This window comes from Sporomusa intestinalis (assembly GCF_055383785.1).
In genome coordinates this window covers 3,082,062-3,102,762 of the sequence record NZ_AP042390.1, presented here as the reverse complement: position 1 = coordinate 3,102,762, position 20,701 = coordinate 3,082,062, and the positions used below count along the sequence as shown (strand labels likewise).

Below are 20,701 nucleotides of genomic sequence, written 5' to 3'. Positions count from 1 at the left end.
GATATATGATAGCATATTACTCTATACATTATAGCATAATTGCAGTCTGATCGCCAAGCTGGCTTAAAAGTTCTGTTAAATCCGCGGGCAAAGGGCTGGTAATTTCGGTAATCTGCTGTGTAATTGGATGTACTAAGCTAAGTCTGGCAGCATGCAATGCCTGCCGCTGAATCAGATTTGTCGGCCCACCGTACAAATCATCCCCTAATAGCGGGCAGCCAATATGACTGCAATGCACCCGTATTTGGTGAGTACGGCCGGTTGCCAGGATAATTTCGAGCAAACAGGCATTTTTATAAGCGGCAAGCAGGGTATAATGCGTGATTGCCTGTTGGCCGGTGAGGGCAACCTCCCGTTCAATAATGCTGCCGCTCTTGCGGCCAATGGGCAGGTCGATAGTGCCGCTGGCCGGCTGAGGCAGGCCGGAGGCGACAGCCAGGTAGGCTTTCGTCAGGTGCTGCTGGTTGGCATTCAGCCAGTGCTGAATGTCAGGCCGTTTAGCAATAAGTACCAAACCGGATGTATTGCGGTCCAGCCTGTTGACAGGATGAAAACCGCAGGTATAGTTATTTTGCCGGTAATAATGCATTATTGCATTGGCCAGGGTGCCGGCAGGCTGCCCTGCTGCCGGATGCACCAGCATACCGGCCGGCTTGTCTGCGGCCAGCAGCCATTCATCCTCATAGGCGATGGACAATGGTAATTTTTCAGCCGTGATTGTCGTCGACTCCGGCCAGGTGGCGGTAATGATATCACCTGGCTGCACCAAAGCGTGCATTGTTGCCGGGCGTCCATTTAAGCTGAGTGTTCCACTGTGTTTTATTTTACGCCACAATGTCAGCGATATTCCTGCCTGGCGGCGCAAAAACTCTTTTACCGGTAACGGAGAGCAGGTCGGTGGTACTGGAAAATCCGGCATGGCGACTCCTTTGCTAATTAATTTTATGAATTAGTATTCGTATTATCCGAATCTAAATCCTTTATTAGCAAAAATGGCTTGTCAGGTCCTGCCGGCAGCTTTGATTTTTTCTAGCGCTTATTAATGCCAGCAGAGCAAAAAAAGGAGGCTGGTGCCTCCTTTCGCAGTAGAGTATTATATCATATTTTGTATCACGCCAACTATACCTGCTATATGTTCCCGTTCCATAGCAATCGATTCTTTGATATAATCTCCCATCGGGTTTGATCTTAAGCCATAGAAGTAGACAAAACGGCGATGACGCCGAACAAGTCCTGTGAGGAGTGATAGCAGTAACAGGCGGTTGCCGTAAAATTGCCGTTCCGTATCTGCCGGCTCATAATCCATTATTTTAGAATCATGTTTTTCATAACTGTTGCCAGGTGTTCATCATGCATGCAGATCATGTGAATTACATCCAGATATCCTTCCCAGTGAGTTTCGGCCATGGTGTTAAGTGTGTCACGTACGCCATCGCTGGCATGTTCGGCTGCTTCGGCGGTTGTGATCATAAGTTCGAGCTGTTCAATGGCTTCCTGGTGCAATATAATCATATGTGCCGGATCAACAGTTAACAACCGGCGGGTGAAAGTTTTTTTCATGTGTATCATCTCCTCTGACAAGGCGTTCGGAATTAGCGGCGCCCTTTGAACGGAGCGATGAACCGGATCATTTTGATTGGCACATGCAGCGAAATGGAACGACGGCAGTATGAGCTGTTTACAATGATGTAATCGCATCCTACATAGCAGATTGTACCGCAGAAAGTAGAACCCTTGCGATCAATCATAGCGTCGGTGCCAATGATGACTTCATCGCCTAAAAAACAAAGCAAGCGATCTTTAAAGTTATCCCGGTACATCTTGTAAGACATGGGGTCATCCATGTATTCGTCACAGCACATCATGTCTTTATCCGGATAGTCACAGCACATTTTGTCTTCCGGGCCATACCAATGCGGATATTTAGTTTCCATAAATATCAATAACCTCCTTTATTTACCTCAGGACAAATGATGAATTTTATATATCTGTTTCTACTTCAGCATATGAATTTCTAAAACATAATGTTACAACCGTTAACAATTTAGAATGAATTATATGAGGATCACTTTTAGGCAAATGCCGTTAGCAGGAAAAATCTGCGTAACAGCGAATAGTAAACCTATTATGGGTTTAGGCAGGTGAATCTTCAGTAATGGAGTTTATGAACAATAGCAATTTTATTCTCATGGGCTTTTTGGTGTGGCTGATTATTGCGCCACGCGCCACCAGTCCGCGTTATGGTGAACTATTTCTGGCCTATATGACCGCGCTCCTGTTCAGTCTGATAGGTAGTTCAGAGATTATGATGCAAAAGCCGATTGCCTTTTTCTTTACTTTAGGGGGAGTGCTGGCTTTTTGTTATGTAGTAGCGCGTAAAACAATAAGAATAACAATTCGAAAATAGGGAGGTTACTCGATGGCAGAGAAAAAGCCTCCTGGCAGCGGGCGAGGCAGAGACAACAATGCAGGCGAGCGGGCTGAAGTCCGATATTTTAAAGGGGAAGAGCAATTCGAACGCTGGCGAAAAGAATTTGTTCAGCAGCAGGATTATGAGCTTAAGCTGGCTGCTGTCAGCAAACTCAGCTATGAGCCGGCAGATTATCAAACCCTGCTGGTCCGGCAAGAGTTTGGCGAACTTACATTAACAGATTACAGCCATCTTGCCGGCAAAGCTAAAACTAAAGTTGAGTCTGAGTATGTATATCCGATTATTATCAGGATAGCGGCGATTGTTTTTCTGCTGGGGATATTAGCTATCCTTTTCAGCCCTGTAACCCTGCTTATTACGGCCGCCCTTGGCGTTGCCGCCGGTGTATCACTGTACTTTACCATTAAAGACCGGGATGAAGCGATAATCCGCGCCCAACAGGCGGCAGAGGCGGAAGCGTTCCGGCGTAATGAACAGGAACGGTTAGTTTATGAGGAAGCTAAAAAACGGCATGAAGAGCTGGAAAATACCCGTATAACCCTTATCGAAAGACTGTTGGCAGGGGAAGCAGGCGCTGTAAGGTCCAGGCTGGATGAAGTCCTAAATCAGTTAAAATTGCCGATGGTTGTTGAAGTCGACATTGATTTTCACGTCAATATTCCGTTGATCAGGGTGTGGCTGCCGCCGAAAACCGTCATTCCCCGTCAGACCTGTGAGATGCTGCCTTCCGGGCGTATTCAGTATCAGGATAAAGATATCCGGGTATATAATAAGCAATATTTTGAACTATGTGCTGCGATCATGCTGCAAATAGTAGCCAAAGTACTGGCCAATATTCCATCCTTTCAGGAAGCTTATGCCGCCGGTATTGTGAATAATGAATTTAGTGATGATTGCATTCTTGCAGTAAAAGTAGCCAGAGAGAAAATTGAAACCATTAACAGTACGGCCAACGCCATTGCCGCTATGCAGGCATTTGATGCAGTATATGAGTGCGATACCTCTTTAGTGCTATATCCTGTCGATATTTTACGGCCCTCTGAATGGGAAGGCATTGAACCGCAAATGTTAAAAAGTTTGCGCGTGCGCATATTTAAATAAAGATTATAAAATAATATATGGAATTCAATAAAGAATTTTTATAAAACCGCAGACCCTTAACAGGAATTTTAGGTTTTTATGGAGAATAATTATTTCTAAGCTGTTGGTAATTAATACTAAACATCTGAGGGGGAATAATTAATGAAAATTGCTGATTTAGTGCAGAGTGCCGACTGGAAAGCGGAAAAGCATGTGCCGGTGATCGAAGCGCCTGAGCAGGCTAAGGCAGGAGAGAAAGTTACGGTTGAGGTCTGTGTTGGCAAAGAAATTGCCCATCCGAACACAACAGAACATCATATTCGCTGGATCAAGCTTTTCTTTAAGCCTGATAATGGTAAATTTGCTTATGAAGTGGCTGCGTTTGATTTTGCCGCTCACGGTGAATCGACTGAGGGCGCCAACAAAGGCCCGGTATATTCAGAGCCATTTGCGAAAGCTGTAGTTAAACTGAATGTTTCCGGCACTTTTGTAGCTGAAGCCTACTGTAATATCCATGGCTTGTGGGAAGGGTCCAAAGCCATCACGATCACAGAGTAAATACTGCCTGCAAAAACCAGGGCTTTTGTTCCCTGGTTTTTGTATTTCTTACATACTCAGAACGTTTACGGCCAAACAAATTAAATTTTGCGATTTTGTCCACTGCTGGAAGGATATTGTGTTTATATGGAGAATATAAACTGCCATGCTAAATTGAATACTGCATACTAGAGGGGGATAGGCATGGCACTAATTGTAAAAAAATTTGGCGGAAGCTCAGTGGCTACACCGGAAAAAATTATGGCAGTTGCCAAAAGGGTATTACAAGAAAAGAATCCTGATGATAAAATAGTTGTTGTAGTATCGGCAATGGGGGATACTACCGATGAGTTGGTCAGTTTGGCCGCAGCCGTTACCGACAAGGCTTCCGGCCGGGAAATGGATATGCTGTTGGCAACCGGTGAACAGGTGTCAATTGCGCTTTTGGCCATGGCATTTGACAAAATGGGGCAACCGGCAGTATCCATGACTGGTTTTCAAGCTGGTATTACCACAAATGCAACCTTTAATAAGGCTAAGATTACAGGGCTTGCTCCCGGCAAGGTGTGGCAAGAGCTTAATACCGGCAAAATTGTGGTTATAGCAGGTTTTCAGGGACTGACGGAAACCGGGGAGATTACTACTTTAGGCCGGGGCGGCTCAGACACCACTGCCGTTGCTGTTGCTGCCGGACTGAAGGCAGACCACTGTGAGATTTATACGGATGTGGATGGAATTTATTCCGCCGACCCCCGGGTTGTTGCCAACGCCAGGCGAATGAAAGAAATTACTTATAACGAAATGCTCGAGATGGCCCGGCTTGGTGCCGGTGTCATGCATCCGCGGTCAGTGGAACTGGGTAAACACTATGGCATGCCTATTCATGTCCGCTCCACTTTTACCGGTGATTCCGGTACATTTATCAGGGAGGAATATACAATGGAAGAAAAAGAGTTTGTCATTCGTGGCGTAACACATGATGCCAATGTAGCAAAAATTGCCTTATTGGGTGTCCCTGACCGGCCAGGGATTGCCTATAAGATATTTTCTGCGTTGGCAGAAGCCAACATCGATGTCGATATGATCGTTCAAAGCGTCCGGGCCATGGACAAACATATTATTGATATGGTGTTTACCATTTCCCAGGGAGATGTTGCTCAGGCCAGCAGCATTTTAGAAAAGCTCAATGCCCAGATGGCTTTTAGTGGCTTAACAATTGAGGAAAAGGTAGCGAAAGTTTCGGTTGTTGGGGCCGGTATGCTGGGAAATCCGGGTATAGCTGCCGCTACCTTCGGTGCCCTGGCAGAGGCCGGCATTAATATTGAAGTGATCAGCACTTCAGAAATCAGTATTTCCTGTCTCGTGGCGGAAGATAAAGCGAAAGAGGCTGTCAACGCCATACATAACCGCTTTTTTCCTGTTTAAAGCAGGGCAGGAAAAAAACAATCCCGCTAAGCGGGGTTGTTTTTTTTTGTTTATAAGCGGGTATTTTTTAAAACTACCTTACATTACCATGCCTAATTGATGTCGAAATAAGAGGAATTGTGTCGAAAATATAGAATTACATAATGCGTAAAGTGGTAAACTAAATGCTTGCTGCTTTAAGGGAACCGCTCCGCATTCCGCCACTGACATGGCAGAATGCATTACGAATCAGGTTCTGGTTAATATGCTGAGCAGGGTATAGCCAAGTAGCTGTGAGGAAACGTGGACACTCATAAGAAACAGCTGATATCCTCCCAGTAAGGCCGGACAGGTTCAAGCGGTAACCTGCCCCCAGGACTTATACCCAATAAGCTAAAAATTACTGAGGAGGAATGACCCGTGAAAAGGAAACTGCTTGCTGCTGCTGTAATGGCAGCCCTGACCGTATCAACTGCTTCCGTAGTTGCCGCTGCCCCGACCTTTGCTGGTGACGCGAACATCGAATACCGTAACCAGGATGGCAGCGGGGATTATCTTACTAACCGTATCCGCTTGAATATGGAATCGCAAATTGATGACACCTTCTATATCCATGGCCGTGTGAGAATGGATAATGACCTGAGAGACGGCAGCGCCAGCAATCAAACTACGTTTGACCAGGCTTACATTGGTGCCCAGGCCGGTCAATTCGATGCAAGAGTAGGTAAACAATCTTTGTTTGTCGGTAAAGGTCTGCTGATCGATGAGGACAAATTTACCGGTGCCCAGGTTGGCGTTGCTCTTGATGGGGCAACTCTGAATGGTTTCTATGGTAAAGACCCGGCTGATGCCAAAACCCGTTATGCTGATGTGAGCAGCGCGCTGGGCCATGTTAATGTGGGAGCCACATTCCTGAAAGAAGCAGATAGCAACTACTATGCTCTTAATGCTGACACCAAACTGGCAGATAACGTTGTCTTCAATGTTGAGTATGCTAAAAATGATACTTTCAGCAGAGATGGTTACCTGGCTGAGATTGCTGTAGGCGAAGCGGCTAAAAAAGGCGATTTCAAATACGCCGTATCTTACCGTGATATTGATGCCGGCGCATTGCCTGATTTCACTACTGACGGCTGGTACAAAGACTCCAAAGGTTTCCGCGTAAAAGGTATTTACAAGGTATCGGATGCTGCCACGCTGACTGCTTACCAGGATCTTGGCGAAAGGCAAAATGGCGACGATCATAAACGTACCAATGTGGAATTTGCCGTAAACTTCTAACCGCATAAACTCATTTTTGACTCAGGGGGACGGTTCTCCTGAGTCATTTTTTTTAAGTAAAACTTTTAGGATCTTTACAAATATTACAATGTATCTAAAACGCAATAAAAGGCATTCTATAATCAGGCACCAAAAATATTAATTAAATGGAGGTTTTGCGTAATGTCAAGGAGCAAAAAACCAGTGAACCCTTCGGCGCAAAGTGGCCTCGATCGTCTGAAAGAAGAAACGGCTGCCGAGCTTGGTCTTAAAGACTACAAAAACACTTACAAAGGCGCCCTTACTTCAGCTGACAACGGCCGGGTAGGCGGTCACATGGTCCGCAAAATGATTGAAGCTCAGGAAAACAAGTTCAACGGAACCAGCACCCAGGCTACCGGCAGCACTTTAACAGCCCAATATGATGTAAACAAAAGCAACTAAACAGGACGAGCAGGCGCAAGCCTGCTTTTTCTATTAAATTAATAAGTTTACTACAAATTTTAACAGGAAATATAATGGCGTAGCCAGAATAAATATATAATATACATGTTACATACTATGTTTTACCGCAAAATTTACATATGCAGTATGTTAATAAGGAGGATAATGGTGGAAACTGCATTAATAAAAAACTTATCCCGCCATGTGGGTGAGCAGGTGGCTATCAAGGGATGGGTTTACAATCAGCGTTCTTCCGGAAAAATCGTATTTTTGATTATCCGGGATGGCTCCGGGTTGATGCAAGGCGTAATAGCAAAGCAGGAAATAGGAGAAGTGGTGTTTGCCGACGCGAAAAAACTAACCCAGGAAAGCGCTGTGATCGTTACCGGTATAGTGCGGGCAGAGCCACGCTCAGTAGGCGGCTATGAAATGCAGGTAACTGGTATGGAAATTGTCAGTATTGCCGAAGATTATCCAATCACCCATAAGGAACATGGGGTGGATTTTTTGGCCGAACACCGGCATCTCTGGATTCGTACCCCCCGCCAGGCAGCGGTGCTGCGCATCCGTTCCGAGATTGAGCACGCAGTACGGAATTTCTTTTATGAGCGTGATTTTGTCCTGGCCGACGCTCCGATTATCACACCGGCGGCCTGTGAAGGGACAACAAACCTGTTTGCCATTGATTATCACGGAGAAAAAGGCTATTTGTCCCAGAGCGGGCAGCTATACAGTGAAGCCAGCGCTATGGCGCTGGGGCGCATCTACTGTTTTGGCCCTACTTTCCGGGCGGAAAAGTCTAAAACCCGGCGTCATCTGCTGGAGTTCTGGATGATTGAAGCCGAAATGGCTTATTATAATATTGACGCCAATATCCAGCTGCAGGAAGAAATGATTTATTATGTAATTCAGCGAGTGCTCGCAAAATGCCAAAATGAGCTTAAAACGCTGGACCGGGATATTGAAAAACTCAAGGCGGTCACTGTGCCTTTTCCGCGCATCAGTTATACTGAGGCGGTGGAACTGCTTAAACAGGCCGGGGAGGACTTTACCTGGGGTGAGGACTTTGGCGCACCGCATGAAACGATTATTTCCAGCCATTTCGCGGCACCGGTCTTTGTTCATCGCTATCCGGCTGCCATTAAAGCTTTTTATATGAAACCAGATCCGGAGAATCCCCAGGTGGTGCTAGGGGCTGACCTGCTGGCGCCGGAGGGCTACGGGGAAATTATCGGCGGCGGTCAGCGCATTGACGACCTGACGCTGCTTGAACAGCGCATTGAAGAGCATAAGCTGCCCAAAGAAGCCTTTGCGTGGTATCTGGATTTGCGGCGGTTTGGAACTGTCCCGCATTCGGGGTTTGGTCTGGGGCTGGAGCGGACAGTTGCCTGGCTGTGCGGCCTGGAACATATCCGTGAGACGATACCGTTCCCGCGTATGCTGCATAAGATGTATCCCTGAGTTGGTGGAAAATATGTTCCTTGTTTACATATCAACAACCAAATACAGCAGAGATATTTTAAAATAAAATAAGGTCAATACAGGGGGAGATAATATGACTGTAAGTATCGCCGCAACCCATGCCAAAGGAAAATTCGCTACAGATAAAATCTTTGGCGCCGCTGCCGCCGCCAATCTGGCTGTTGGCAAATACGGCAAAGACAAAGTAGTTAATGCCACAATCGGTGCGATTCTGGATGATAATGAAGCACTGGTATGCCTGCCTACGGTGGAAAAGGTATTCCGTACCCTCCCGATCAATGAGGTAATTAATTATGCGCCTATTGCCGGGCTGCCGGAGTTTCTGGAAGCGGCCACGGCCCTGACATTTGGTGACAACCGGCCTGAGGCCTACACAAATGCGGTAGCGACCTCCGGCGGATCCGGGGTGCTTCACCATACTATCTGGAATTATTCAGAGATTGGTGAGAAAATTTTAACTTCTGACTGGTATTGGGGCCCTTATAAGGTGTTGTGCGAAGACGCCCTGCGCAAGCTGGACACCTTTACCTTGTTTGACGAAAACCAGAATTTTAATGTTAAAGCCTTTGAGGCCAAGGTCAATGAACTGCTTGTCAAACAAAACAGCCTGGTAACAATCCTCAATACTCCGGCCCATAATCCTACCGGCTATAGCATCAGTGACAGTGAATGGGACAACATCCTTGAGGTTGTTAAGGCGGCAGCGAAAGACGCAGCTAAGCGTATTGTCATTCTGGTCGATGCGGCTTATCTGGATTATGCCGGCGAGAAAAATGAATGCCGTGCATTTTTGAAAAAATTTGGCAATCTGCCTGATAATGTACTTATTATTCTGGCTTTCAGCATGTCAAAAAGCTATACCATGTACGGACAGCGTACCGGGGCTATGATCGGCATTTCCCGGAGCCAGGCGGTCATTAAAGAATTTGCAGACATTAACCAGTACAGCAGCCGTGCAACCTGGTCCAATATCAACCGGGGCTGTATGCGTCTCCTGGCTACCATTTATAATGATAAAGCAACCCTGGCCCAGGTGGAGCAGGAACGGGCCTATTATTATTCACTCATTCGCGAACGGTCGCAAATTTTTGTCAGCGAAGCCCAAGCAGCCAAGCTGCATATGCTGCCCTATATAGCTGGCTTTTTCTTAACAATTCCGGCGGCAGATCCTGATGCGGTATGCAATAAGCTGCATGACGACCACATTTTTGCCGTACCGCTTGGCAAGGGTGTGCGTATTGCCGTATGCGCAGTTCCTTCGGCCAAAATTACCGGCATGGCCGGTAAAGTGGCGCAGGCTTTGGCTGCCGTTGAGAAATAACTATATATAATATATAAATATAAATGAGATTGCTGGCTGGACCCGGTAATGATGGCAGGAGATTCACTCCGCCCTCTACCGGTAACAGAACGGCAATCTTTTTTTGGTCTACCAGAATTTATAAATGAATTCTGTGGACATAAGAACGACTATAACCCCAAGGGCACAGGCGGCTTCTGCCGGCGTCTAAAGGACTTGGCACAAGCCAAGTCTTTTCTTACCCCTGCTGGCAGAGTATAACTTTCCCTGGATGAGGGCAACAGCGCCTGGTGTTTTCGCCAAAGGCCCGGCGCAAGCCGTCACCATCCTTATGAGAGATACATAATATACAATAAGAATTTATACTATGTAAATCCATGGGCAAGCCGGTCAGGATATAGCTGAAGCTAAAAAAGATGAGGTGAGAATGTGGTTGACAATCTGGCGATTGCCAATATTCAGGGGGGCCCGCTTGCGCCGGGGCTTAAAGGGACTGTAAGTTTCCGGAGCGTGCAGGGCGGCACAAAAGTAACGGTTGAGGTGTGGGGCCTGCCTGCATACCGGCCGGCAACGGACGGGCAGCAGCCAGTCGGACCCCACGGTTTTCACATTCATGAGTTTGGTACCTGTAAAGTGGGTGATTTGTCCAATCCGTTTATGGCTGCCGGCGGGCATTGGAATCCCGGCAATCAGCCCCATGGCAATCATGCCGGTGATTTGCCGGTGCTTTTTTCCCATAAGGGTTTTGCTTATATGAGTTTTTTTACTGATAAGTTCACCGTGCAGGAAGTTATTGGTAAAAGCGTGATTATTCATGAAAATCCCGATGATTTTCGCACACAACCGGCAGGCAATGCGGGCCGGCGCCTGGCATGCGGCGTTATCCGCAGAGGCCGTGATATTTAACTGGCGCCACTGTTTGAATAGGCTGGTACGGGAAATACTATTTTCCAAAGGAGGTCGATCACAATGAGCTGCCATCACCATAATATCTTTGATGACACCACATTTGAGTTTCCTCGTACCGGTTTTTGGCTTGTGCATATCTTTGGTGCCTGTTTTTTATTGCTGCTGGGCATGCGCCTGGCTGTGAGAAGGGCGCCGCTGCCCATTATTGCCTACCGTTTGTTTAGACTGCTGCGCTGATATTATGCGGCTAAAGCGGCAACTGCCTGTAAAGGGCAGTTGTCGTTTTTTATCCTGATTGAATGGTTAACTTTCCCTGGATAAGGGCAACAGCGGCTTCCGCTTTCGCCACAGGCTCGGCGCAAGCCGTGTTTTTATTGTTGCGCTTACGGTTCCGGGGCAGGAAATCCGGGGAATATAGTTGAATTTATTTATATATAGTTTTAGATAGAGTTTTGGCGATAGTAAGGGGGCCGTCAGGTGTCAGAGAAAATCAATGTAACATTTTCTAATGGCCGCACTGCCGAGTATGAGAAGGGCGTAAGCCTGGTAGTGGTTAGCCGGGATGCCGCTCACAGATATACCACACCGGTAGTGGCAGCCAAAGTGAACAATGCAATAAGAGATTTGCAAAGTGTCCTTGACCAGGATAGTGTGGTGGACTTTCTTGACCTTCGCACCGATGAAGGCATGAAGGTTTATCAAAGAAGCCTGACATTAGTTATGATTGCCGCGGCGCAGGAGTTATTTCCGGGGTGTGAAGTAACTGTTGAGCATTCGCTAAGTAAAGGCTTGTATTGTGAACTGCATCATGGACGGGAGGTTACGCCTGAAGATATTGTCAGGCTTGACCGGCAGATGCGGCAGATTATTATTGAAGATCGCCAGATTATCCGCAAGACGTTGCCCCGGGCGGAAGCAATCGAGCTGTTTAAAGCCGCCGGCCACAAGGAGAAGGTCAGCCTGCTGGAGCAGATTGACCGGGAAACAGTCAGTATTTATTATTGTGGCGAGCTATATGATTATTTTTATGGTACAATGACGCCGTCTACGGCTTATCTTAAGGTGTTTGAACTAAAATATTACCCGCCGGGAATCATTTTGCGGCTGCCGGAAAAAGAGAATCCCGACCTGCTGCCAAAATTTGTTGAGAATCCCAAGTTGTTCAAGGTCTTTCAGGAGGGGGCCCAGTGGGGGAGTATTTTAAAATGCGGCTATGTTCCGAATCTTAATGAGTATAGTAAAACAGATGAAATAAAAGATATCATCAGGGTGGCAGAGGCCCTGCATGAGAAAAAAGTAGCCCAGATTGCCGATTTTGTGTCATCTCATCGCAATGAGGTCAGGGTAATCTTAGTGGCCGGACCGTCATCCTCAGGTAAAACCACCTTTGCCCAGCGCCTTAATATTCAATTGCGGGTCAATGGGGTCTGGCCTGTACCTGTTTCCCTGGATGATTATTTTGTGGACCGCTGCCACACCCCCCTTGACGAACACGGGGATTATGATTTTGAAGCAATTGAAGCGATTGACCTGGATTTGTTCAATGCTCACCTGGCCAGGATTTTAGCCGGCGAGGAAGTGGAACTGCCAACCTTTAATTTTAAAACAGGGGAACGGGAGTACCGGGGCCACCGGATTAAGGTGGATAAAGGCCAGCCGTTGATTATCGAAGGCATCCACGGCCTGAATGAGCGCTTAACAACCTCTGTGCCCAGGCACTGTAAAATTAAGATCTATGTCAGCGCCCTGACCCAGTTGTCCATTGACAGTCATAACCGGATTCCGACAACAGATGGCAGACTGATCAGACGGATTGTCCGTGACAGTCAGTTCCGGTCCCATGATGCGCTCATGACGCTGAAGATGTGGCCATCGGTCCGCCGGGGGGAAGAACGCAATATTTTCCCGTTCCAGGAAGAAGCGGATTTAATGTTTAATTCGGCGCTTATTTACGAGCTGGCCGTGCTGAAAAAATATGCTGAACCGTTGCTCGGCAAGGTTACACAGGCCGATCCTGAGTATTCGGAAGCCAGGAGACTGCTTAATTTCCTGGAGTATTTCCGGCCGGTTGAGGATGAGGAAATCCCCCATAATTCGATCCTGCGCGAGTTTATCGGTAAATCCTGCTTTGAAAAGGATTAAACAGACTAATAGATATACCCCGGCTTGTAGCAGCCGGGGTATATTTCCATTTTGGCTATTGTAGCTTGGAGAAATTGCTCTTGTAGTTTGTGTAATTTTTTGCTATTGTAGTAGCTGGTGCAAAAAATAATTAGGAGTTTATATGAGTCAAAAACCTGGATTAAAAAAAGATCTTAACCTGCTTGCCGGTATAGCGCTGGTTGTGGGCATGGTAATCGGTTCCGGTATTTTTATGAAACCGGGAATAGTAATAGCCGCTGCCGGCGACTCAACCATGGCGCTGATTGCCTGGGGGATTGGCGGAATGATTACTATTGCCGCCGGTCTCACGGTTGCCGAACTGGGGGCCCAGATTCCGCGCACAGGCGGGTTGTATGCCTACCTGGACGAGGTGTACGGCAAGATCTGGGGTTATCTGTTTGGCTGGGTCCAGACCTTCATCTACGGCCCGGCGACAACCGGCGCCCTGGGCCTTTATTTTTCCTCCTTATTGTTGCCGTTTTTTGGTTTGCCGGCAACCTGGAAACTGCCTGTGGCGGTCATGGCGGTCGGTTTTTTAGCCGGGGTTAATGCCTTAGGGGCCAAGTATGGCAGCTTTATTCAGTCTGTAGCGACAATAGCCAAGCTTGTGCCGATTGTGCTTATTGCTGTGTTTGGTCTATGGAAAGGCAATGGCCAGATACTGGGTATGCCTGGCGGGGCCGCGGCAGCTGCCGGTATGGGGGCAGCCGTTTTGGCCACTTTATGGGCTTATGACGGCTGGATTAATGTGAGTTTTGTTGCCGGTGAGATGAAGAATCCGGCCAGAGAACTGCCGCGTTCCATCATTCTTGGGTTAGGTATTGTTATGATCGCTTATCTTGCAGTTAATATGGCGCTGCTGCATGTGCTGCCGGCAGCTGAGATCGCGCTGTTGGGAAACCGGGCGGCGGGTACCGCGGCCGGGTTAGTGTTTGGTGAGATAGGCGGCAGGCTTATCAATGTCGGTATCCTGATATCCATTTTCGGCGCCCTTAACGGTTATATTTTAACAGGGGCCCGGGTACCTTATGCTATGGCTCAGAATGGGCTGCTGCCCGGAGCCAGATTGTTGGGACAGGCCCATAAAAAATCAGGGGCGCCGGCCAACGCCCTGGGATTTGGCTTTTTGCTCGCCACAGCCCTGATGACACTCGGTGATCCCGACCGGCTGACAGATATGGCTATGTTTATTGTTTGGATCTTTTATATTTTAGCCTTTGCCGCCGTGTTTATCTTGCGGAAACGCAAGCCTGATGCACAGCGCCCCTATAGTGTTCCCGGCTATCCGGTCATACCTGCTGTTGCCATATTCGGTTCCGTGTATATTGCCTTCAGCATGCTCACCACCAGCCCCGGCGATGCTGTCTGGGCTCTTGGCATTACACTGACCGGCATTCCGGTCTACCTGCTGCTGCGAAAAAACAAATAGCTGCCGGAGTTGAAGGTTTAAGCCCGGGTTGATCAGCGGCTGAAAGTAAATCAGGTGTGCAAGAAAATTTCTGCACACCTGATTTTTTTTTGCTAAATTTCCGGCCGGCTGAACAAACTAATGCTGAAGGTTAGGCGAGGTGTTAAGCTATGGACTCTGTTTGCCCGCTCTGCAACGGGCTGCTGCCAATTAATAAAAAATGTCCTGTTTGTGGTCAGCTTCTGGCTGACGGCGGTTCAGTGAACAACTACCTTGGCCCGTACAGTCCCTACGGCGAAACAGCAGCATTGCCGTTTCATTCCGAAGGCCGGTGTATCCATCTTTTGTATTGTCCGGCCTGTGGTTATGATATCCGGATAACCCTGGCCCTTGTCAATATGTAAAGGGATAAAAGCCGGGAAATCGACAGATAATATCAAAAAGTAAAGGAGTGAGCTGTTATGTCCAATCCAGTGGTAAAGTGTACTGTTGATCAATGTACCCACTATATGCCTGGTGATCAGTGTATGGCGGCAAAAATAAGCGTGTATAACAACGAAGCGGAAGGCACTTCGCAGAAGTCGCGGGATACCCTGTGTAAAGCCTTCCATCACCGCAAAACAATGGGCGATATGCTTGGTGCCTTCCACAATGCCAATATCGGCGGCTCCCTGTCGGCCGCTTTTTTGGAAGGAACGCAAATCACTCCGGCAGTAGAATGTTTTGTAAATAACTGTAAATACTGGAATGATGGCAACTATTGCAATGCGGAACAAATTCATGTAACTGGTCTCAATGCTTCTACAACTGCCGATACCGACTGTGAGACATTTCAGCCTGCAGAATAATTAACGGGTGAAATAAGCCGCTAACATGGTTAGCGGCTTATTTGTTCTAGTACTTCCTCTTCTTAAAACCGATGGAATAGTTTGCGTAGATTTTTTCGCAATGTAAGGCGGAGGACGCTAACTGATTCAGTAAAATCTGCTTTAATAAGACCGGTAGGTGATGGGTCTCTTATTACTTGCACGGGCCGCGTATATCGGACATATGTAAGGCGACGACAACGCAGCAGTGCGGGAAAAGATGCGCAAAATATCCTCGGTTTTGAGGGAGATGAAGTACTAGCACTTCAGTGCCGGCTATGGCAGCCGCACTGACAATGATCGTCATGGTCCACCACTTTGACACAATCAAGCTGGGCTTTGACCTGGTCTTTTATATGGTCAATGTAACGGCGGCGGAGATCTGCCTGTTCTGTGCGTTCACTGTCGGTAAGGCCGTTTTCACGGCTTTTTTTAGCTAGTTCATTAATTCTGGCAATAACTGCAGGCGTTATCATCAGCGGCACCTCGCTTTTTCTTCTTATTGTACTTACCTGTATAAAAATACTAGCAAATTATTGACAAATGTGCAAGCATGGCGGAAAATAGCAATTACAGGAATGTTATGACGATTTTGGTAAGAAAGGTGAGAATATATGAAGAAGTGGCGCTGTAATGTATGCGGTTACATCCATGAAGGCGATCAGCCCCCGGCCGAATGCCCGATTTGCGGTGTAGGACCTGAGGATTTCGCTATTGAGCAGGAGGCCGCTAAGCCGCCGGTAGCGGTAAAACGCTGGAAATGTACGGTCTGTGATTATGTGCATGAGGGCGATCAGCCGCCGGACAAATGTCCCCTTTGCGGTGTGGGGGCGGAGCTGTTTGTTTTGCTGCTGGACGAGACTGTGCAGTTAACAAGAGCGGCGGTGGCGGATGCCAGTCAGGAAACTGCCAATTCGGCCCTGGACAAAATAAGCTATGGTCTGTATATCGTTACTTCAATCAAGGATAATAAGTTCAACGGCCAATGCTGCAATACGGTGTTTCAGGTGACCAGCAAGCCGCTGCGCATCTCTATTTGCCTTAATAAAAACAATCTTACCCATGAGTATGTCATGGCAAGCGGTTTGTTTGCCGTATCCATGCTGAGCAGCGATCAAACCGACGCGGTTCATCGTTTTGGCTATAAATCGGGCCGTGACACCGATAAATTCGCCGGTGTCGACTATATTGCCGGCCAAAACGGCTGTCCGATCCTTACCAATTGCCTCGCCTATGTGGAAGCGAAGATATTACCGGATAAAACAGTTGATGTAGGCAGTCACACTTTATTTATTGCTGATGTTACCGCAGGCAGAACGGTAGCAAATGCCGAGGCACTTACATATAGTTTATACAGGAGAAGTAAACGTTAAAGGGTGATGGCTTTGTATGAGCTGATCATTATTGGCGGCGGGCCGGCGGGAATGACCGCGGCCGTGTATGCAGCACGCAAGCAGATGAAGGCCTTGATGGTGATGAAAGAGTTTGGCGGACAGCCAATGTGGACGATGGATATTGAGAATTACATGGGCTATCAGTTTGTTACCGGCCCGGAGCTGATGGCGAAGTTTGATGAGCAGGTGAAAAAATTTCCCATTGAAATAAAATATGAGGAAGTTACAGCCCTTGCCGTTTTGCCTGACGGCAGCTTTACCGTCACCAGCGATGGCGGCGAATACCAGGCGGAAACCGTTATCGTGGCTTCCGGCAAGCGGCCGCGCCGGCTGGAAGTGCCCGGAGAAATCGAATTCACCGGCCGGGGTGTCAGCTATTGCGCAACCTGTGACGGCCCTCTGTTTGCCGGTAAGGTGGTAGCCGTCATTGGCGGCGGCAACTCGGCCCTGCAGGCGGCGATCGAGATCAGCAAGGTGGCGGCCAAGGTATACCTCATCTCCTTAAAGGACAGTTATAAGGCTGACCCGGTCATTATTGAAAAACTGAAAGCCTTGCAGCAACCGGTTACTGAGCTTATCGGTTATACCACTAAGGCTATTCAAGGCTCGCAGGCTGTGGAAAAGCTGGTTGTTGTAAAAAATGGCGACAGTAATGAAATCGAACTTGAAGTACAGGGGGTATTCGTGGAGATCGGCTTAATGCCTAACTCGGAATATTGTGCAGGGCTGCTGCATTTTAATGAAGACCGGGAAGTGATAGCCGACTGCCGTACACGCACCAATATTCCGGGCTTGTTTGCCGCCGGTGATGTCAATAACGGCCCTGACAAGCAAATTGTTATTGCCGCCGGTGACGGTGCGAAAGCGGCGCTGGTTGCTTATGAATACCTGCTGCATAAACGTAAAGCAGATTAGCAAAGTAATATTTTGCATGCACAAACTGACACCTGCCGCGTGCGGCCGGTGTTTTTTCTTTACATTTACTTGGCTTTTCCGGGAAAACGAGTATAATATTATCATACGATCCAGGCATAATACAATAATTTATTGGAGTGTGAGAACATGAAAACTGTCATAACAATTGTCGGGCAGGACAGAGTAGGCATTATTGCCATGGTCAGCAACATTTTGGCTGAGAATAATGTGAATATCCTTAATATCAATCAGAATATCCTTGAGGGCTTTTTTAATATGGTGATGCTGGTGGATATGACCCAGTCCATTATCAGCCTGAAAGAGCTGGGCCAATTGCTTGGCGCCAAGGGAGCTGCCATGGGGCTTGATATTAAAGTACAGCATGAAGATATATTTCGCAGCATGCACCGGATATAGGCAGGAGGACAACAACAATGTTCACATTACAGGATATCCATGAAACCAATCGCATGATCGATGAGAACAAGCTTGATATCCGGACAATCACTATGGGCATCAGCCTGCGCGACTGCGGTGACCCCGACAGCAAGGTCCTTTGCCGCAATATTTATGACAAGGTAACCCGCACCGCGGAAAAACTGGTGAAAACCGGTGAGGATATAGAGGCTGAATATGGGATTCCGATTATCAATAAACGTATTTCGGTAACCCCGATTGCTATTGCGGCCGAGAGCTGCCGGGCCGACAGCTATGTGCCGGTGGCGCAGGCACTGGATGCCGCCGCCAAAGAGGTCGGCGTGAATTTTATCGGCGGTTTTTCGGCGCTTGTGGAAAAAGGCTTCACTAAAGGGGATCATATCCTGATCCGCTCTATCCCTGAAGCGCTGGCGGTGACGGAACGGGTCTGTTCCTCGGTCAATCTGGGCTCCACCAAAGCCGGGATTAATATGGACTGTGTCCGGGAAATGGGCGAGATTATCAAGCGTACGGCCGAACTGACCAAAGACAAAGATGCCTTAGGCTGTGCCAAACTGGTGGTGTTCGCCAATGTGCCTGAGGACAATCCCTTTATGGCCGGCGCCTTCCACGGGGTGGGCGAACCGGAGACGACAATCCATGTCGGTGTAAGCGGTCCGGGTGTCGTCAAACGGGCTCTCGAGGATGTGCGGGGACGGGATTTCAGCACCGTAGCGGAAACGATTAAACGCACTGCCTTTAAGATTACCCGTGTTGGCCAGCTGGTAGCGCAGGAAGCAGCCCGGCGGTTAGGCCATCCTTTCGGCATTATTGATTTGTCGCTGGCGCCGACACCGGCGGTTGGCGACAGCGTGGCCCATATCCTGGAGGAAATGGGCATCGAAAGCTGCGGGGCGCCGGGAACCACGGCGGCCCTGGCACTGTTAAACGATGCCGTTAAAAAAGGCGGTCTGATGGCCTCCTCCCATGTTGGCGGTCTGAGCGGGGCTTTTATCCCGGTAAGCGAAGACGCCGGCATGATTGCTGCAGTTGAGCGCGGCAGCCTGACTTTGGAAAAACTGGAAGCGATGACCTGCGTGTGCTCAGTTGGCCTGGACATGATTGCCGTACCCGGCGATACCTCGGCTGCTACCATTTCAGCCATAATTGCCGATGAGGCAGCGATTGGCATGATAAATAATAAAACAACCGCCGTGCGGATTATCCCGGTACCAGGCAAATCGGTAGGCGATACGGTTGAATTTGGCGGCCTCCTCGGATATTGCCCGATTATTCCTGTCAGCAAGTTCAAATCCGATGATTTTATTGCCCGGGGTGGGAGGATTCCGGCCCCGATCCGCAGTCTGACCAACTAAAACTTTCTGTCAGGATTAAAAAGGCGGGATTGCTTCTTTAAGAGAGCAGTCCCGCCTTTTTGTGAGCTGGTATGTCAGAAGGTTTCGTTTGCTTCCCGGTGTTGCCTAATGGCATCAAGCCTGGCCTCGTTTGTCTGGACGCCGGTCCAGAGCTCTTTAAATGCAGCCGAGCTTTTGAAGCTGGCGCTCCAGAGATAGGAATCCTCCGCGGTATAGTAAGCAAAGATAATTCCCTGGTTCAAGCTCTTCGGCACAGTTCCCTCGTCGTCGGTAATTAAGGCATAATTTCCCGCCGGGGTAAGCTCTATGCCCGGCACAAGCAGGCCATCGTCAATCTCTGTTTCTTCAAATCCCAGCGCTGCGTAAAAGGTTATAATCGTTTCATTGCTCATTACGTATCATCTCCCGCTTCTAATTTGCATGGCTACTTTTGCCATATTAAAGGGTTTGAGCCCTCTAACGTTGAATTAAGTCTGAGAACCGTTAAAAAGATATACTTACATGGGGTGATCGCTATGGATCAGGCAATTGATCTATTCGGCGTTATTGACAGGCTTAAACAGCTTGTTATCGAAATAGGCAAATTCCAACAGGAAAACCTGGGGAGCGCCAAGCTGGCCCTGGCTGCAAAATCAACCGCGATAGATATCGTCACTGAAATTGACAAAAAATCAGAAGAAAAGATTCTTGCATTTATCAAAGCGTATTATCCGGCCCACGCCATACTGGCGGAAGAGTCCGGACGGTCGGCGGCGCAGTCAGACTATCTATGGATTATTGACCCACTGGACGGTACAACAAACTATGCCCAGGGATTGCCGATATTTTCAGTTTCCATTGCCCTTGCCTGCCGCGGGCAAACGATTCTTGGCCTGGTTTACGCGCCTGTCCTTGCTGAATTATATTATGCGGTGCAAGGGCAGGGGGCATTCTTAAATGACCAGCCTATTCGTGTCTCGGCCAAAACCTGCTTGCTGGACAGCGTGGTGGCCACAGGTTTTCCCTATGATGTGGCCGAGCATCCAGCCAATAATATAGACTATTTTACCAGGTTATTGCCAAAAACGCGAGCACTGCGGAGATTTGGCTCAGCTGCCTACGATTTAGCCAGCGTAGCCTGCGGACGCTTTGACGGTTACTGGGAACTAAATCTCTCCCCCTGGGATGCGGCAGCCGGAATTTTGCTGGTGGAGGAAGCCGGCGGTACTGTCATGCCGTTCCGACAAGACCGGAAGGTTTCCATCATTGCTGGCAATAATACCATTGTGGAGCAAATTTATCACGAGATAAGAACGCTGTAATAGCTGGAGGTTGA

Annotated in this window: 24 protein-coding genes; 19 read left to right on the top strand and 5 right to left on the bottom strand. The window is 48.1% G+C overall.

Annotated elements, in window-relative coordinates; translation table 11 throughout:
* Positions 1–28: 28 nt before the first annotated feature.
* From ACZ481_RS14710 to ACZ481_RS14700, 3 genes are all read right to left on the bottom strand, one after another.
* The gene (locus ACZ481_RS14710) at positions 29–919 is read right to left on the bottom strand and encodes an RluA family pseudouridine synthase (RefSeq protein ID WP_464766115.1); all 891 of its coding nucleotides are present in this window, start codon (positions 917–919) and stop codon (positions 29–31) included.
* A 386-nt stretch (positions 920–1,305) separates the two neighbouring features.
* Positions 1,306–1,560, bottom strand: coding sequence for a hypothetical protein (locus ACZ481_RS14705; RefSeq protein ID WP_464766114.1), 255 nt, complete (start codon positions 1,558–1,560; stop codon positions 1,306–1,308).
* Between the two features lie 32 nt (positions 1,561–1,592).
* Positions 1,593–1,934 (bottom strand): hypothetical protein, encoded by a 342-nt coding sequence (locus tag ACZ481_RS14700; protein WP_464766113.1) that lies wholly within the window; start codon positions 1,932–1,934, stop codon positions 1,593–1,595.
* Between the two features lie 221 nt (positions 1,935–2,155).
* On the opposite strand from ACZ481_RS14700, the gene ACZ481_RS14695 reads away from it, so the two are divergent.
* From ACZ481_RS14695 to ACZ481_RS14630, 14 genes are all read left to right on the top strand, one after another.
* Positions 2,156–2,407: a hypothetical protein gene (locus ACZ481_RS14695; RefSeq protein WP_464766112.1), complete on the top strand. Its 252-nt coding sequence runs from the start codon at positions 2,156–2,158 to the stop codon at positions 2,405–2,407.
* 12 nt (positions 2,408–2,419) lie between these two features.
* Complete coding sequence (locus tag ACZ481_RS14690) at positions 2,420–3,532, top strand: hypothetical protein (RefSeq protein WP_464766111.1); 1,113 nt, start codon at positions 2,420–2,422, stop codon at positions 3,530–3,532.
* A 141-nt stretch (positions 3,533–3,673) separates the two neighbouring features.
* A complete protein-coding gene (locus tag ACZ481_RS14685) occupies positions 3,674–4,069 on the top strand; it encodes a class II SORL domain-containing protein (protein ID WP_464766110.1) in 396 nt (131 codons plus the stop codon).
* A 183-nt stretch (positions 4,070–4,252) separates the two neighbouring features.
* Positions 4,253–5,473 carry an aspartate kinase gene (locus tag ACZ481_RS14680; RefSeq protein ID WP_464766109.1) on the top strand — a complete coding sequence of 407 codons (1,221 nt, stop codon included), beginning with the start codon at positions 4,253–4,255 and terminating at the stop codon, positions 5,471–5,473.
* Positions 5,474–5,872: 399 nt separating this feature from the next.
* Entirely contained in the window at positions 5,873–6,733 is an 861-nt protein-coding gene (locus ACZ481_RS14675) for a hypothetical protein (RefSeq protein ID WP_464766108.1), read from the top strand.
* 162 nt (positions 6,734–6,895) lie between these two features.
* Positions 6,896–7,156: a small, acid-soluble spore protein, alpha/beta type gene (locus ACZ481_RS14670; RefSeq protein ID WP_464766107.1), complete on the top strand. Its 261-nt coding sequence runs from the start codon at positions 6,896–6,898 to the stop codon at positions 7,154–7,156.
* Positions 7,157–7,321: 165 nt separating this feature from the next.
* Entirely contained in the window at positions 7,322–8,617 is a 1,296-nt protein-coding gene (gene asnS / locus ACZ481_RS14665; RefSeq protein WP_464766106.1) for an asparagine--tRNA ligase, read from the top strand.
* Positions 8,618–8,711: 94 nt separating this feature from the next.
* Positions 8,712–9,959 (top strand): pyridoxal phosphate-dependent aminotransferase, encoded by a 1,248-nt coding sequence (locus ACZ481_RS14660; protein ID WP_464766105.1) that lies wholly within the window; start codon positions 8,712–8,714, stop codon positions 9,957–9,959.
* Positions 9,960–10,367: 408 nt separating this feature from the next.
* A complete protein-coding gene (locus ACZ481_RS14655; RefSeq protein WP_464766104.1) occupies positions 10,368–10,844 on the top strand; it encodes a superoxide dismutase family protein in 477 nt (158 codons plus the stop codon).
* A 63-nt stretch (positions 10,845–10,907) separates the two neighbouring features.
* The gene (locus ACZ481_RS14650) at positions 10,908–11,084 is read left to right on the top strand and encodes a hypothetical protein (protein WP_464766103.1); all 177 of its coding nucleotides are present in this window, start codon (positions 10,908–10,910) and stop codon (positions 11,082–11,084) included.
* 240 nt (positions 11,085–11,324) lie between these two features.
* Positions 11,325–12,989, top strand: coding sequence for a uridine kinase family protein (locus tag ACZ481_RS14645; RefSeq protein ID WP_464766102.1), 1,665 nt, complete (start codon positions 11,325–11,327; stop codon positions 12,987–12,989).
* A 142-nt stretch (positions 12,990–13,131) separates the two neighbouring features.
* Positions 13,132–14,439, top strand: a complete 1,308-nt coding sequence (locus tag ACZ481_RS14640) for an APC family permease (RefSeq protein ID WP_464766101.1) — start codon at positions 13,132–13,134, stop codon at positions 14,437–14,439.
* A gap of 149 nt (positions 14,440–14,588) precedes the next feature.
* Positions 14,589–14,822, top strand: coding sequence for a hypothetical protein (locus ACZ481_RS14635; protein WP_464766100.1), 234 nt, complete (start codon positions 14,589–14,591; stop codon positions 14,820–14,822).
* 57 nt (positions 14,823–14,879) lie between these two features.
* Entirely contained in the window at positions 14,880–15,266 is a 387-nt protein-coding gene (locus ACZ481_RS14630) for a DUF1540 domain-containing protein (RefSeq protein WP_464766099.1), read from the top strand.
* A 284-nt stretch (positions 15,267–15,550) separates the two neighbouring features.
* On the opposite strand, the gene ACZ481_RS14625 is transcribed toward ACZ481_RS14630, so the two are convergent.
* The gene (locus ACZ481_RS14625; protein ID WP_464766098.1) at positions 15,551–15,760 is read right to left on the bottom strand and encodes a DUF896 domain-containing protein; all 210 of its coding nucleotides are present in this window, start codon (positions 15,758–15,760) and stop codon (positions 15,551–15,553) included.
* A 138-nt stretch (positions 15,761–15,898) separates the two neighbouring features.
* Between ACZ481_RS14625 and ACZ481_RS14620 the strand changes: the two genes are divergently transcribed.
* From ACZ481_RS14620 to ACZ481_RS14605, 4 genes are all read left to right on the top strand, one after another.
* Positions 15,899–16,657, top strand: a complete 759-nt coding sequence (locus ACZ481_RS14620; protein ID WP_464766097.1) for a flavin reductase — start codon at positions 15,899–15,901, stop codon at positions 16,655–16,657.
* A gap of 6 nt (positions 16,658–16,663) precedes the next feature.
* On the top strand, positions 16,664–17,593 hold the full coding sequence (locus tag ACZ481_RS14615) for an NAD(P)/FAD-dependent oxidoreductase (protein ID WP_464766096.1): 930 nt from the start codon (positions 16,664–16,666) through the stop codon (positions 17,591–17,593).
* Between the two features lie 147 nt (positions 17,594–17,740).
* The gene (locus ACZ481_RS14610) at positions 17,741–18,010 is read left to right on the top strand and encodes an ACT domain-containing protein (protein ID WP_464766095.1); all 270 of its coding nucleotides are present in this window, start codon (positions 17,741–17,743) and stop codon (positions 18,008–18,010) included.
* A 17-nt stretch (positions 18,011–18,027) separates the two neighbouring features.
* Positions 18,028–19,386, top strand: a complete 1,359-nt coding sequence (locus ACZ481_RS14605) for a DUF711 family protein (protein WP_464766094.1) — start codon at positions 18,028–18,030, stop codon at positions 19,384–19,386.
* A gap of 74 nt (positions 19,387–19,460) precedes the next feature.
* Here the strand turns inward: ACZ481_RS14605 and ACZ481_RS14600 are convergent, their stop codons facing one another.
* Positions 19,461–19,778: a hypothetical protein gene (locus ACZ481_RS14600; RefSeq protein ID WP_464766093.1), complete on the bottom strand. Its 318-nt coding sequence runs from the start codon at positions 19,776–19,778 to the stop codon at positions 19,461–19,463.
* Between the two features lie 123 nt (positions 19,779–19,901).
* Here ACZ481_RS14600 and ACZ481_RS14595 point away from each other — a divergent pair, with 123 nt between their 5' ends.
* On the top strand, positions 19,902–20,687 hold the full coding sequence (locus ACZ481_RS14595; protein WP_464766092.1) for an inositol monophosphatase family protein: 786 nt from the start codon (positions 19,902–19,904) through the stop codon (positions 20,685–20,687).
* The last annotated feature ends 14 nt before the right edge of the window (positions 20,688–20,701 follow it).

What these genes read in the sequence shown, in the direction of transcription:
- ACZ481_RS14710 (WP_464766115.1), bottom strand. Translation starts at nt 919, where the DNA reads ATGCCGGATTTTCCAGTACCACCGACCTGCTCTCCGTTACCGGTAAAA.
- ACZ481_RS14705 (WP_464766114.1), bottom strand. Translation starts at nt 1,560, where the DNA reads ATGAAAAAAACTTTCACCCGCCGGTTGTTAACTGTTGATCCGGCACAT.
- ACZ481_RS14700 (WP_464766113.1), bottom strand. Translation starts at nt 1,934, where the DNA reads ATGGAAACTAAATATCCGCATTGGTATGGCCCGGAAGACAAAATGTGC.
- ACZ481_RS14695 (WP_464766112.1), top strand. Translation starts at nt 2,156, where the DNA reads ATGGAGTTTATGAACAATAGCAATTTTATTCTCATGGGCTTTTTGGTG.
- ACZ481_RS14690 (WP_464766111.1), top strand. Translation starts at nt 2,420, where the DNA reads ATGGCAGAGAAAAAGCCTCCTGGCAGCGGGCGAGGCAGAGACAACAAT.
- ACZ481_RS14685 (WP_464766110.1), top strand. Translation starts at nt 3,674, where the DNA reads ATGAAAATTGCTGATTTAGTGCAGAGTGCCGACTGGAAAGCGGAAAAG.
- ACZ481_RS14680 (WP_464766109.1), top strand. Translation starts at nt 4,253, where the DNA reads ATGGCACTAATTGTAAAAAAATTTGGCGGAAGCTCAGTGGCTACACCG.
- ACZ481_RS14670 (WP_464766107.1), top strand. Translation starts at nt 6,896, where the DNA reads ATGTCAAGGAGCAAAAAACCAGTGAACCCTTCGGCGCAAAGTGGCCTC.
- asnS (WP_464766106.1), top strand. Translation starts at nt 7,322, where the DNA reads ATGGTGGAAACTGCATTAATAAAAAACTTATCCCGCCATGTGGGTGAG.
- ACZ481_RS14660 (WP_464766105.1), top strand. Translation starts at nt 8,712, where the DNA reads ATGACTGTAAGTATCGCCGCAACCCATGCCAAAGGAAAATTCGCTACA.
- ACZ481_RS14650 (WP_464766103.1), top strand. Translation starts at nt 10,908, where the DNA reads ATGAGCTGCCATCACCATAATATCTTTGATGACACCACATTTGAGTTT.
- ACZ481_RS14640 (WP_464766101.1), top strand. Translation starts at nt 13,132, where the DNA reads ATGAGTCAAAAACCTGGATTAAAAAAAGATCTTAACCTGCTTGCCGGT.
- ACZ481_RS14635 (WP_464766100.1), top strand. Translation starts at nt 14,589, where the DNA reads ATGGACTCTGTTTGCCCGCTCTGCAACGGGCTGCTGCCAATTAATAAA.
- ACZ481_RS14630 (WP_464766099.1), top strand. Translation starts at nt 14,880, where the DNA reads ATGTCCAATCCAGTGGTAAAGTGTACTGTTGATCAATGTACCCACTAT.
- ACZ481_RS14625 (WP_464766098.1), bottom strand. Translation starts at nt 15,760, where the DNA reads ATGATAACGCCTGCAGTTATTGCCAGAATTAATGAACTAGCTAAAAAA.
- ACZ481_RS14620 (WP_464766097.1), top strand. Translation starts at nt 15,899, where the DNA reads ATGAAGAAGTGGCGCTGTAATGTATGCGGTTACATCCATGAAGGCGAT.
- ACZ481_RS14615 (WP_464766096.1), top strand. Translation starts at nt 16,664, where the DNA reads ATGGCTTTGTATGAGCTGATCATTATTGGCGGCGGGCCGGCGGGAATG.
- ACZ481_RS14610 (WP_464766095.1), top strand. Translation starts at nt 17,741, where the DNA reads ATGAAAACTGTCATAACAATTGTCGGGCAGGACAGAGTAGGCATTATT.
- ACZ481_RS14605 (WP_464766094.1), top strand. Translation starts at nt 18,028, where the DNA reads ATGTTCACATTACAGGATATCCATGAAACCAATCGCATGATCGATGAG.
- ACZ481_RS14600 (WP_464766093.1), bottom strand. Translation starts at nt 19,778, where the DNA reads ATGAGCAATGAAACGATTATAACCTTTTACGCAGCGCTGGGATTTGAA.
- ACZ481_RS14595 (WP_464766092.1), top strand. Translation starts at nt 19,902, where the DNA reads ATGGATCAGGCAATTGATCTATTCGGCGTTATTGACAGGCTTAAACAG.